This is a genomic window from Neorhizobium alkalisoli (assembly GCF_007829835.1).
Taxonomy (GTDB): Bacteria; Pseudomonadota; Alphaproteobacteria; order Rhizobiales; family Rhizobiaceae; genus Neorhizobium.
Genome location: NZ_VIWP01000005.1, coordinates 470,619 through 482,113, shown reverse-complemented (window position 1 = coordinate 482,113; position 11,495 = coordinate 470,619). Strand labels below are relative to the sequence as shown.

10 protein-coding genes are annotated in these 11,495 nt (G+C 62.4%); 1 reads left to right on the top strand and 9 read right to left on the bottom strand.

What is annotated here, in order from left to right; all coding sequences use genetic code 11:
- Positions 1-50 precede the first annotated feature (50 nt).
- The 5 genes from FHW37_RS21420 to FHW37_RS21400 all read right to left on the bottom strand — a co-directional run bounded on the left by FHW37_RS21420 (position 51) and on the right by FHW37_RS21400 (position 5,330).
- Positions 51-1,292 carry an amidohydrolase family protein gene (locus tag FHW37_RS21420; protein ID WP_145640049.1) on the bottom strand — a complete coding sequence of 414 codons (1,242 nt, stop codon included), beginning with the start codon at positions 1,290-1,292 and terminating at the stop codon, positions 51-53.
- 37 nt (positions 1,293-1,329) lie between these two features.
- Positions 1,330-2,628, bottom strand: a complete 1,299-nt coding sequence (locus FHW37_RS21415) for an MFS transporter (protein WP_145640048.1) — start codon at positions 2,626-2,628, stop codon at positions 1,330-1,332.
- 28 nt (positions 2,629-2,656) lie between these two features.
- Positions 2,657-3,313 carry a TetR/AcrR family transcriptional regulator gene (locus FHW37_RS21410; RefSeq protein ID WP_145640046.1) on the bottom strand — a complete coding sequence of 219 codons (657 nt, stop codon included), beginning with the start codon at positions 3,311-3,313 and terminating at the stop codon, positions 2,657-2,659.
- A 213-nt stretch (positions 3,314-3,526) separates the two neighbouring features.
- On the bottom strand, positions 3,527-4,114 hold the full coding sequence (locus FHW37_RS21405) for a flavodoxin (protein ID WP_145640045.1): 588 nt from the start codon (positions 4,112-4,114) through the stop codon (positions 3,527-3,529).
- Between the two features lie 19 nt (positions 4,115-4,133).
- The gene (locus tag FHW37_RS21400; protein WP_145640043.1) at positions 4,134-5,330 is read right to left on the bottom strand and encodes a (R)-mandelonitrile lyase; all 1,197 of its coding nucleotides are present in this window, start codon (positions 5,328-5,330) and stop codon (positions 4,134-4,136) included.
- A 282-nt stretch (positions 5,331-5,612) separates the two neighbouring features.
- Between FHW37_RS21400 and FHW37_RS21395 the strand changes: the two genes are divergently transcribed.
- Complete coding sequence (locus FHW37_RS21395) at positions 5,613-6,503, top strand: LysR family transcriptional regulator (RefSeq protein WP_145640182.1); 891 nt, start codon at positions 5,613-5,615, stop codon at positions 6,501-6,503.
- A 4-nt stretch (positions 6,504-6,507) separates the two neighbouring features.
- On the opposite strand, the gene FHW37_RS21390 is transcribed toward FHW37_RS21395, so the two are convergent.
- The 4 genes from FHW37_RS21390 to FHW37_RS21375 all read right to left on the bottom strand — a co-directional run bounded on the left by FHW37_RS21390 (position 6,508) and on the right by FHW37_RS21375 (position 11,429).
- Positions 6,508-7,014 (bottom strand): GNAT family N-acetyltransferase, encoded by a 507-nt coding sequence (locus FHW37_RS21390; protein WP_145640041.1) that lies wholly within the window; start codon positions 7,012-7,014, stop codon positions 6,508-6,510.
- A 231-nt stretch (positions 7,015-7,245) separates the two neighbouring features.
- Entirely contained in the window at positions 7,246-8,580 is a 1,335-nt protein-coding gene (locus tag FHW37_RS21385; protein ID WP_145640039.1) for a c-type cytochrome, read from the bottom strand.
- Between the two features lie 123 nt (positions 8,581-8,703).
- Positions 8,704-10,971: a xanthine dehydrogenase family protein molybdopterin-binding subunit gene (locus FHW37_RS21380; protein ID WP_145640037.1), complete on the bottom strand. Its 2,268-nt coding sequence runs from the start codon at positions 10,969-10,971 to the stop codon at positions 8,704-8,706.
- Entirely contained in the window at positions 10,968-11,429 is a 462-nt protein-coding gene (locus FHW37_RS21375; RefSeq protein ID WP_145640035.1) for a (2Fe-2S)-binding protein, read from the bottom strand. The genes FHW37_RS21380 and FHW37_RS21375 overlap by 4 nt, the downstream gene beginning before the upstream one ends.
- Between the last annotated feature and the right edge of the window lie 66 nt (positions 11,430-11,495).

Sequence of the window (11,495 nt, the reverse complement as noted above, 5' to 3'; positions counted from 1 at the left end):
GGTTTCGCCTTTCGGGTATGGAATTGTCTGTCAGTGGCTAAGGCCGCCTTTTAGGCGGCCTTCTGTGCGTGTGCGCGGATCTCGCCGGCCTGCATGACGAGGTCGAGATGGCGCAGGTGGTCGAGATCGTCGACCGGATTGCCCTTGACGACGATGATGTCGGCGGCGAGGCCCGGCGTCAGCGTGCCGACCTTGTCGTCGATGCCGATCGCCTTGGCTGCAAAGCCGGTTCCGGCGGTGATCGCATCGAGCGCGGACATGCCGCCCTGCTGCATCATTTCCATCTCGAGCGGCAGGCCGTCGAACGGCGTGAAGCGCCAGCCGGCATCGGTACCGGCGACGAAGCGCACGCCTGCCTCGCGCAGTTTGCTGAACTGCTCGATATTGTCGGCCATCATGCCGCGCCAGCGGGCGAGGAAGGCCTGTTCGGCTTCGGTCAGGTTTTCGCGGGCCGACATCATCTTCACCACAGCACCGGAGACGGCGAGCGTGCCGGTGACCGGAATGCCGGATTTCGCGAGCTTTTCGGCGATGCGCGGCTCGAATTTCTGATTGCCCTTGCCGTCGATCAGGAAGCCGGCATGTTCGATATGGTCGACACCGGCATCGATCGCGAATTCGGTGGATTCCGCGCAGAGACAATGAACGGCGATCTTGCGGTCAAGCGCGTGGGCCTGATCTGCGAGCGCCTGCATCTCTTCGCGCGTATAGGCCGCGCGCCAGGAGAGCGTGCCGATTGTGCCGCCGCCCGAACCCATGACCTTGATGAAGTCTGCGCCCTGCTTGACCATGCCGCGAACCTTCTTGCGAAGTCCATCGACGCCATCGGCTTCGCCGCCGAGATACCAGGTATGGCCGCCGGTAATGGTGATCGGCTGGCCGCAGGCGACAATGCGCGGGCCGGTGCCATGGCCGAGCGCGATGGCGCGCTTCAGATTGAAGACCGTGTCGGTCATCGCGCCGAGATCGCGCACGGTGGTGATGCCGGCGGCAAGCGCCCGGTTGGCGGTGAAGGTCGCGGTGGCGACGAGAACGCCCTGCGGTTCCTTGACGGCATCTTCGAGCGAGGTTCCGTCGCCCGGCAGATTGAGATGGACATGGGTGTCGATCATGCCCGGCATGATCGTGGAGCCCGGGAAATCGAGGACTTTTGCGCCGGCACTGGCGCTTTCGGGCACCTCGCCCTGATAGACGCTAGTGATCTTGCCGTTTTCGACCGCGACGGTGGCGTTCGGCAGCGGCTGTGCGCCGCTGCCGTCGATCACCCGGTCTGCCTTGAGAAGAAATTTCATCAAATCAGTCCCATGAAGAATGCTTTGGAATGGCCGCTCAATCGAGCGACCGTCCACGTGTTTCCGGCGTCAGGAAGAGGTGGGTGACGATGCTGATGACGCAGATCAGCATGGCATAGAGCGACACATACCAGACGCCGCCAAGGCCGTGCAGCCAGGTTGCGACGAGCGGCGCGGTGCCGCCGAAGAGCGCTGCGCAGATGGCATAGGGAATGCCGATGCCGGAGGTGCGCACTTCGGTCGGGAAGAGTTCCGACAGCACGGTGCCGAGTACGCCATTGTTCATCGACAGGAAGAGGGCGCCGATGGAAGCGACCAGCGTGAACGTCCAGAACGAGACCTGGCCATTCAGGAGCGAAAGCAGCGGATAAACGAAGATCAGGAAGAGGACCGCGGTTGCGAAGAGCAGCGGCTTGCGGCCGACGCGGTCGGAAATATAGGCGAAGGTCGGTACGCCGATGATGTAGACGACGGTCGAGATCATGTTGCCGGCAAAGCCTTCCGGACGGGGCAGGCCGCCGATCATGTTGGCATAGGTCGGCAGGAAGATCAGCCACATGTAGTACAGAACGCCGTTCATCTGCAGAACGAAGACGATCAGCGTTTCGCGCGGATGCTTGGCAAGCGCCGCAAGGATGGAGCCGAGCGAACGGTTGGCCATCTTCTTGGCATTGGCTGCAAAGGACGGAGTTTCATCGAGACCACGGCGCATGAAGAAGCCGTAGACGGAAATTGCCGCGCCGAGCAGGTAAGGAACGCGCCAGCCCCAGGCCTGCAGGGTTTCCGGCGAGAAGAATTTTGTCGTCATTGCAGCCACGGCGGTTGCGGCGAGAACCGAAAGGCCGATCGAGATCTGCTGCGGCGAGGCGTTGAAGGCGCGGTTCTTCGGCGATGCATGTTCGTTCAGGAAGGTTGCCGAGATCTGGTATTCGGCACCACCGGCAAAACCCTGGAGCAGGCGGGAGAGAACGATGATGATCGGAGCGAGAATGCCGATCTGCGCATAGTTCGGGCAAAGGCCGATGATCAGGCTGCCGGCGCCGGACATGATGATGGTCGCGGCAAGCAATGTGCGGCGGCCGTATTTGTCGGCCATCGGCGAAAGGATGATGGCGCCGATCGGGCGGCCGATGAAGCCGATTGCGAAGGCGGACAGGCTGGAGATCAGCGAGACCGCCGGGTCGGCGGCCGGAAACATCTGGGCGGCGATGACACCGGCCATCAGGCCGTAGATCGCCCAGTCGAACCATTCGATGAAATGGCCGATCGAGCCGCCGACGAGCGTTTTCACGCGCCCGTTCACGCCGGTCGCCGGCGCGTCGATAGTTGTTTGCATGGTGTTGAAGTTCCCCGGTTCTATGGACTTAAAGGTTAGGAATGGTGCTCGGAGGGGTTTCGGCCATCTGGCCGGATCCCTGCAGGCGGAAGCTCACGAAATCCGCGAGCATCGAGAGATGCCGATCGAAATAGGCGGCGTCCTTGTCCATGAAGCGCTCAAGGCTCAGGCCGCGGATCGTGATCAGCATGAATTCGAAGATTTCGACGCCCTGTTCGGCGGAGCCGGTCAGGCTCTCGATACGCTTCAGGAAGGGCTGGACGACATTCGCCATCGACTGTGCGCGGTGTTCGAGAATGCGCTGGTGCAGCTCGGCATCGACGCGCGTGCCGATAATGATCTCCCAGACCGCCCAATATTCCGCCTGGCCGTAGATCTGCCAGAGGTGGTCGACGATCTCGCGGATGCTGGCCTTTCCGGCGCAGGGCGCGATGCTCTGCGACTGCAGTTTCGCCTCGACCGTGATGGCGGACTGATCCAGCACCGCCAGCATCAGGTCGTCCTTGGTCGGGAAGTGATGATGCAGGGCGCCGGTGGTGACGCCGGCCTCCTTGGCGATCGACTGGGTCGTCGTCTTGGCGAAGCCTGCCGTCGCCAGAAGCCGAACGGTGGCCTGTACCAGAACAGACTGGGTTTCGACGGTGCGCTCCATCTGCGAGCGGCGAGGCTTTCGGGTGGTTTTCATGCTTTGATGTTACATACATATTAATTGGTATGTAAAGTGAGTCATGATTTCGAAATGCCGTTTTCTTGGTCATTTTTGTTGAAAGGCCAAAAAATAACGCCCCGGAGGCTGCCAGACCTTCCGGGGTGGATCGAGATCGAGCGTTATCGGCCCGGAATTTGGAGGTTTTGAAGGGCTGGCGGAGATCCCGTCAGCCGGCTTGTCCGGTCGGAACTAGCTGGTCAGCCAGCCCGTCACCTGCTGCAGCGTGCGTTTTTCCTGATCGGCCTCCATCGAAAAGGCCGGTCTCACATCGGCGCCCTCGGCCAGCGATGTCACGATGTCCATGCTGTTCCCGAGGCCATAACCGCCGTGGGTTATGAACGGCATGATGGTCTTGCCGGAAAGGTCATGGGCCCGGAGAAAGGAGCGGATCACCGGCGGCGCGGTCATGCCCCAGATCGGGAAGCCGAGATAGATCGTCTCATATTGCCGGATGCTCGCGACGAACTGGCCGAGCGGCGGAAGATATCCGGATTTCGTTTCGCGGCTCGCCTGGGCAACCGTCTCCTCATAGTCTTCGGGATACGGGTTCAGGGTCTTGATGTCGAAAAGCACACCGTCGCGGGCACGCCGTATCTGGCGGGCGATCACCGCGGTGTTTCCGGTTCGCGAGTAATAGGCCACCAGTGTCCGGCTGGTGCCGGTGGGCTGGGGCTGTGATTGTGATTGCGCCGATGCCGCACCTGCCGTCAGCGTCAATCCGGCGGCAGTCAGGGGCAGAGCTTTCAGAAGTTTCCGCCTGTCGAGGTCATGTGGCATCTTTGCTTGCTCCCCGCGTTCAATCTATGGCGCTGCCCTTGTTGTAATCCTCATCGGATACCTTTTCCAGCCAGGTCACGACGCTGCCGTTCTGGGCTTCCGCAACGGCGAAATGCGCCATCGGCTCATCCATCGAAGCGCCATGCCAATGTCTGACCAGCGGCGGGATCCATACGACATCGCCCGGCTTGACCGTTTGGACGGCCTCGCCTTCCTTCTGCACCCATCCGGTGCCGGAGACGATGAACAGCGTCTGGCCCAGCGGATGTGTGTGCCAGGCCGTGCGGCTGCCGGCTGAAAACGAGACCGTCGCGCCGCTGATCCGTGCTGGTTCGGTGCCCTTGTAATTGCCCGAGACCTGGACCTCGCCGGTGAAATAATCCGCCGGCCCCTTTGCCGGGGTCGCGCCGGCACGGGTGACCTGGATGTTCGCCGGTGCAGGTGCCGGCTGGGCGGCGGCATTGCGGGTTTCGAAGACCCGGCTCAGCACCGGCACGGCCGACATGGCGCGCGGCCAGCCGGCATAAAAGGCGATATGGGTCACGGCTTCGGAGGCCTCGGCGCGGCTCAGGCCATTATCCATTGCGCGATTGGCATGGAAGGGCAGTTGCTCCGGCTGGCCGATCGCGATCAGCGCCGACATCGTCACCAGGCTGCGGTCACGTGCGGAAAGGTCGGGGCGCTGCCAAAGATCGCCGAAGAGCACACGGTTGGTCAGGTCGGCAAGAGCGGCTGCCGTCGGCGCCACGGAGCCGTTGACCGTTGCAGTGCGTGCTGCTTCCGCCGCAGCTTCGAGCTCGATCCGTGCAGCCGCGCTGCTTGCCACGGGCCCGATATTGCGCTCGTCGAACACCTTTTTGGTTTCGGCCACTGCGGACATGGCGTTCGGCCAACCGGAATAGAAGGCAAGCTGGGTGATCAGCTCACCGATTTCCTCCGGCTTGACACCGTTATCGAGAGCCCGGCGCACATGGCCGCCGATCTGGGCGGTCCTGCCGGTCGAGACGATGGCGGACACGGTGACGAGGCTGCGATCACGCGGCTTGAGTTCGGTGCGTTCCCAGACTTCGCCGAAAAGGACATTGTCGGTGAAGTCGCCGAGGCCGGGCGCGACGTCGTAGACGGCAGGAGGAGCGACACGGCGCCGTTCTTCCTGTGCCTCTGCGCCGGTTGCGGCAAGCGTGGACATGGCGATGCTGGCGACGATATTCTTCATCTCTGGTTCCTCTTCATGGCTCCGCTGAGCAGTCCCGATCCGGGTCGACCGACGTCATCCGGGAGCTCGCGTTTCCAATGAAGTGGGGGTCTGCGCCTCTTAAACTAGAGGGTGAAAATCGATTGGCCTTATGCGTTCCATTCATGAATGTGCGGTGCCAGGGAGGCGAGACGGGTGGTCACCGTCAATCAACTCGTCGTGCAAACGGATTTAGCGCTGGCGGATAGATCCGGCCGAATGTTAATTCATTGCATAACCTATACTTTGGATTCATGAGTGATGATGAAACGGGATGAGCTGGGTGATCTCGTCGCCTTTCTGACGGTTGCGGAAGAGCGCAGTTTTACGCGTGCGGCGGCGCAGCTTGGCACATCGCAATCGTCGCTGAGCCATACGGTGCGACGGGTCGAAGAGCGGATGGGCGTGCGGCTTCTGACGCGGACGACGCGCAATGTCGTCGCAACCGAGGCCGGCGAACAGCTGATGGAGACGCTGCGCCCCGCCTTCAACGATATCAGGGGCCGGATCGACGCCCTGAGCGCGATGCGCCAGCAACCCGGCGGCAATATCCGCATCACCTCCAGCCGGCATGCCGCCGAGACGATCCTGATGCCTGCGGTCAAGCGGCTGATGACCGACTATCTCGATATCAATGTCGAGATTTCTGTCGACCAGCGGTTTGTCGATCTGGTGGCGGAACGTTTCGATGCGGGTGTGCGGCTGGGCGAAAGCATCGAAAAGGACATGATCGCGGTCAGGATCGGTCCGGAACTGCGCATGATGGTGGCGGGCTCGCCCGAATATTTCAAGCGCCATCCGATACCGCAGACGCCGCACGACCTGACGCAGCACAGATGCATCAACCTTCGCCTGCCGACACTCGGCGGACTGTATGCCTGGGAATTCGAGCGCGACGGGCGGCCGCTCAACGTGCGTGTCGAAGGGCAATTCGTCTGCAACGACGTGCCTATGATCATCGATGCGGCGCTTGACGGGGTGGGCCTCACCTGTCTGCCGGACGATCATCTCGGCCCGCTGGTCAAGGACGGGCGGCTGGTGCAGGTGCTCGAGGACTGGTGTGCGCCGTTCCCGGGCTATCATCTCTATTATCCGAGCCGTCGCCTCGCATCGCCGGCTTTCGCGCTGCTGATCGAGGCGCTGCGTTATCGATAGAGGATCACGTGCGGTCTGCCGGCGGAATGTTGAGGGTCATCTCGATCATCGTCGGGCGGAAGCCGCAGGAAGAAAACAGGCTCTGTGCCGCTTCGTTCTTGTGGGCGGTCGACAAAAGGACCTGAGGTGCGCCACGCATTTTAAGTTCCTCGATGGTTGCCAACAGCAGCATGCGGCCGACACCCTCCTTGCGCCGGTCGGGATCGACGAAGAGATCGTAGATCACTCCGGCCGGTCCCCGCAGATCCATGTAGTCATAGCCTTCCAGGCCGGCATAGGTATAGCCGATGACCGCTCCAGCCCGTTCGGCGACGAGGACGACGATTTCGGGCCGGGGAATCTGGCTTTCGAGCCAGTGCGAGTAAGAGGCCGGCGTACTTTTGGCGGCGGGAATGAAGCGGTCTCGGTCCCATTGGTGATGGAGCGCCACCAGCATGGCGCCGTATTTGCCGAGCACGGCCACATCCGCCTTTCTGGCAGGCCTGACGGTCGTCTTTCCGGTCGTGTCCATTCCCATCGAAAACCTTGCCCTCGTGCTTGTGCGCCGAACATCGCCTCGGGACAGGGTCAAAGGTCCGGCCTGCGACAATTATCCCTTTAGCACCATGGAGGGCAGAGGCATTGCGCTATTTCGCTCAAACCGACGTTCATTTCCGGCATGACCGCTCCGGCCGGAGAGATTGATTGCAAAGCGGGCGAAAAATGAAGGGGCCTGCTTTGACGACAGGCCCCTCCCAAAACATCACCGCATCTGAAGCACGATCGGGTTGCTGCTGGCCGGATCGGTATGTTCCCGAAGCGCCTTCACGTCTTCCGGCGTCACCGGTCCGCCGTGGTTGCCCCAGGACGAGCGCACATAGCTGATCACGTCCGCGATCTGGCGATCGGACAGCTGTTCGCGGAAGGACGGCATGCGGTAGGCATCCGGGATATCCGCCGTCACCACGCGGGCCGAGCCGTTCAGGGTCACGTTGACTTGCGATTCACTGTGGCTGATCAGCGAGGAGGCAGCACCCGCAAGCGGCGGGATCCACTCGTTCTTGCCGCGGCCGTCGGTACCATGACAGAAACCGCATTTCGCCGCATAGGTCTGGGCGCCGGGCTTGCCGGCATTGCCAGTGGCCGATGTTGCCGCGACATAGGCCCAGGGCTGTCCGTCCCGCGCCGGATCGCCGGGGAGTGATTTCAGATAATGGCTGATCGCCTTCAGGTCGTCATCCGTCATGAACTGGGTGGAGTTGTTATAGGCCTCGGCCATCGAACCAAAGACGACGGCATGCTTGTTGCGGCCGTTCTTGAGGAAGGCGAAGATGTCGTCCTCGCTCCAGCGCGCAAGGCCGGTATTGTGGTCCTGACGCAGGCTCGGCGCGTACCAGCCATCGAGCAGGGCGCCGGCGAGGAAGTCGGTGCCGCCTTCGTCGAGCGCCTTTTCGTTCATCGTGACGCTGCGCGGCGTGTGGCATGCGCCGCAATGGCCGGCGGCCTGGACGAGATAGGCGCCGCGGTTCCACTGTTCATCCTGCTGTGGTTTTGCCGCATAGGTGCCGGACGGGACAAAGACGGCGTTCCACAAGGCGAGCGGCCAGCGCATGTTCATCGGCCATTCGATGCCGCTTGGCTTGTTTGGCACATTCTGCGGCTGGACTCCGTTCATCATGAAGGCATAGAGCGCGCGGATGTCATCATCCGTCATCTTGACGTAGGACGGGTAAGGCATGGCCGGGTAAAGGCGCTTGCCATCGGGCGTCACGCCATGGCGGACGGCACGGTCGAAATCGGCAAGCGTGTAATTGCCGATACCGGTCTGTTTGTCCGGGCTGATATTGGTGGCGAAGATCGAGCCGAGCGGCGTGCCCATTTCCAGTCCGCCGGAGAACGGCTTGCTGTCCGGCGTGCTGTGACAGGCGACGCAGTCCGCCTGGCGGGCCACCATCTCGCCGCGATGGACGAGGTCTGCCGGGGCGGCAGAAGCGGTCTCGCCATCAAAAGGCGAGCCGGGCTTGTGGGTGACGAACCAGAAAAGGCCGCCACCGGCAATCACGATGATTGCGATCAGGGTCAGAAGAAATTTCTTCAAGGACGTTCCATCCTATAAACAGGTTTCGTTGCGACGAAAGCGCCGCATGGCCCTTGCAGGCCAATCGCGGCGCATCTCGAGCCCGGCCGGCCCGGATGTTTCCGGGCGCTGCCAAGCGAGGCGTCAGGCTTCGAACGTGTAGTGGGAGAGCGGCATGCTGCGGATACGCTGACCCGTGAGGGTCGAGACCGCATTCGCAACTGCCGGCGGGATGGCGGGAAGGCCGGGCTCGCCGATGCCACCCATCTTTTCACCGCTCTCGACGATCCGCGCGTGAACCCGCGGCATGCGTGAGGGCGGAAGGATGGGATAGAGGTCGTAATTGCGTGCGACCGGCACACCCTTTTCGTAGACGGCTTCCTCGAGCAGGACCTGCGACAGGCCGAGCGCAACGGCAGACTGGATCTGCGCGTCGATGATCGCCGGATTGACGATGCTGCCCGGATCGATGGCTTCCCAGACCTCGTGCACGACGATTTCGCCGGCCTTGATCGAGACTTCCGCAATCGCCGCCGTATAGCTGCCGAAAGGCGAAGCCATGCCGACGCCGCGCGCCCGTCGCGTGCCGTCCGCGGCCGTATACGGGCCACGCTTCCAGCCGCCGGACATTTCACCCGCCGCCTTCAGGAGGTTGCTGAGGCGGGGATTGTCCTTGAGCAGTTTCAGGCGCAGCTCATAGGGATCCTGGCCGCCCTTATCTGCGAGTTCGTCGAGGAAGGACTCGTAGAGGAAGTCGTTCATCGAATTGCCGACGGAACGCCAATAGGCGAGCATGGTCGGGTTCTCGACATAAAGCTGGGCGATCCGCTTGTTCGGGATGGCATAGTCCTTGCCGGTCAGGCCTTCCAGAGCCGTCGGGTCCATCTTGTCCGGGTTGTGGCCGGAAATGCCTTCGGTCGGGCCTTCGCAGACGCTGATTGCCTCGATCGCGATCGGCATGCCGGTCTCGTCGAGAGCGCCGCGGAAACGGACCGCTGCCATGGGACGCATCGGGTCACGCAGGAATTCCTCCTCGCGGGTCCAGATCAGCTTGATCGGCTTTCCCGTTTCCTTGGCAAGCTGGATGGCCTGCGGATAGGGATTGGCCGACTTGTAGAGAAAGTGCCGGCCGAAAAAGCCGCCGAGAAGCGGGCTGTGGACATTGACCTTGGAAGCGTCGAGGCCGGTCATCTTGGCGATGTCGGCCTGGAACATTTCCGGCGCCTGGTTGGGCATCCACAGATCGAGACTGCCGTCGTCATTGAAGCGGGCAAGCGTCGAGGGCGGTTCGAGCTGGGCGTGGTGCAGGTACTGGCTGTGATAGGTGGCGGAGACGACGGTCTTGGCGCTGGCCAGAACGCCCGCGGCATCGCCTTCCTTCTCCGCATCCTTGCCGGCACCCGGTTCCTTGGCCAGGCGATCGGCAAAGGCGGCGGTCGAGAAATCTGCGGGCATAACTCGGATGCCCTTGCCCTTGGCTTCGGCTCCCGCCTCGTTCCACTGGACCTGAAGCGCCTCGACCGCGCGCTTGGCATTCCACCAGCGTTCCGCGACGACGGCGACCGCACCATCGAGCTTGTGCACGGAATGCACGCCCTTCATGGCCTTGACGACATCTTCGTTGCGGATGCTGGCAACCGTCATGCCGAGACGCGGCGCATGCTGGACGGCGGCATGCAGCATGCCGTCCACCTTGGTGTCGATGCCGTAGATCGCGCGGCCGGTCGACTTGTCGTACATATCAAGGCGCTTGACCGGCTTGCCGATCCAGCGGAACTGGCTCGGGTCGCGCAGCTTGACACTGTCGGCTGCCGGAACCGGCAGGTTCAACGCATCGCCCGCAAGCTCGCCATAAGAAACCTTGCGGCTGGAGGCGGCATGCACGACCTGTCCTGGTTCGGTCGTCAGTTCGGCGGCCGGAACACCAAGGCGCGTTGCCGCGGCCTCGATCATCATGGCGCGTGCCGAGGCGCCGAGATGGCGCATCGTGTCGTAGCTGGTGCGGACCGACATCGAGCCGCCGGTGATGCGCATCTTGCCGAAGACAACGAGATAGTCCGGGCCGGTCGGCGCGTTTTCGACCACGAAGGACTGCGGATCCATGTCGAGTTCTTCGCCGACGATCTGTGCCATCGCCGTGAAGACGCCCTGGCCGCCTTCGACGAAGGGGCTCATAAGGCGGGCGGTATTGTCCGGACGGATTTCAAGAAATGCCGGGACGCGGGTGCCGGGGGCGACTTTCGCTGCGGCATCCTGCGCGCGGGCAGTGCCGACGGGAAGGCCGAAGCCGATCACGAGAGCGCCGGCGGCGACGCCGGCCGAGCCGAGCAGGAAGCCGCGGCGGGACATGTTGACGGGCGCACCGGTTGGGAGTTCGGCTTCGGCCGAAGGGTGGCGGAGGATCTCGTTCATAGCGATGCCTCCTTGCGACCTGCAACTTCATTGACCGCAGTCTTGATGAAGTTGTAGGTGCCGCATCGACAGAGATTGACCATCGCCGCGGCGATATCGTCTTCCGTCGGGTTAGGCGTCTGCTTGAGGAGAGCGGTCGCGGCCATCACCTGACCGGACTGACAGTAACCGCATTGCGGCACCTGATGGTTGACCCAGGCTGCGACCACGGCCTTGCCGACCGGATCCGTCTCGATCGCTTCGATCGTCGTGACCGAACGGCCGATAACGCTGTCGAGTGGCGTGACGCAGGAGCGGACGATCTCCCCATCCACAAGCACCGAACAGGCGCCGCATTGTGCAAGACCGCAGCCATATTTGGTGCCGGTCATGCCGAGATTGTCGCGGATAACCCAGAGAAGCGGGGTATCGCCATCGGCATCGACTTCGTGGGTCTTATTGTTGATCTGGAGTTGCATGGGATCTCCTCGATTCTTGCGAAATAGAATTTGCCTCGTCGGCAGGATCTACCAATTTCAGCCGGA

Excerpts from the sequence above, each read along its gene's own strand:
- FHW37_RS21420 (WP_145640049.1), bottom strand. The coding sequence starts at position 1,292 with ATGAAATTTCTTCTCAAGGCAGACCGGGTGATCGACGGCAGCGGCGCA.
- FHW37_RS21415 (WP_145640048.1), bottom strand. The coding sequence starts at position 2,628 with ATGCAAACAACTATCGACGCGCCGGCGACCGGCGTGAACGGGCGCGTG.
- FHW37_RS21410 (WP_145640046.1), bottom strand. The coding sequence starts at position 3,313 with ATGAAAACCACCCGAAAGCCTCGCCGCTCGCAGATGGAGCGCACCGTC.
- FHW37_RS21405 (WP_145640045.1), bottom strand. The coding sequence starts at position 4,114 with ATGCCACATGACCTCGACAGGCGGAAACTTCTGAAAGCTCTGCCCCTG.
- FHW37_RS21400 (WP_145640043.1), bottom strand. The coding sequence starts at position 5,330 with ATGAAGAATATCGTCGCCAGCATCGCCATGTCCACGCTTGCCGCAACC.
- FHW37_RS21395 (WP_145640182.1), top strand. The coding sequence starts at position 5,613 with ATGAAACGGGATGAGCTGGGTGATCTCGTCGCCTTTCTGACGGTTGCG.
- FHW37_RS21390 (WP_145640041.1), bottom strand. The coding sequence starts at position 7,014 with ATGGACACGACCGGAAAGACGACCGTCAGGCCTGCCAGAAAGGCGGAT.
- FHW37_RS21380 (WP_145640037.1), bottom strand. The coding sequence starts at position 10,971 with ATGAACGAGATCCTCCGCCACCCTTCGGCCGAAGCCGAACTCCCAACC.
- FHW37_RS21375 (WP_145640035.1), bottom strand. The coding sequence starts at position 11,429 with ATGCAACTCCAGATCAACAATAAGACCCACGAAGTCGATGCCGATGGC.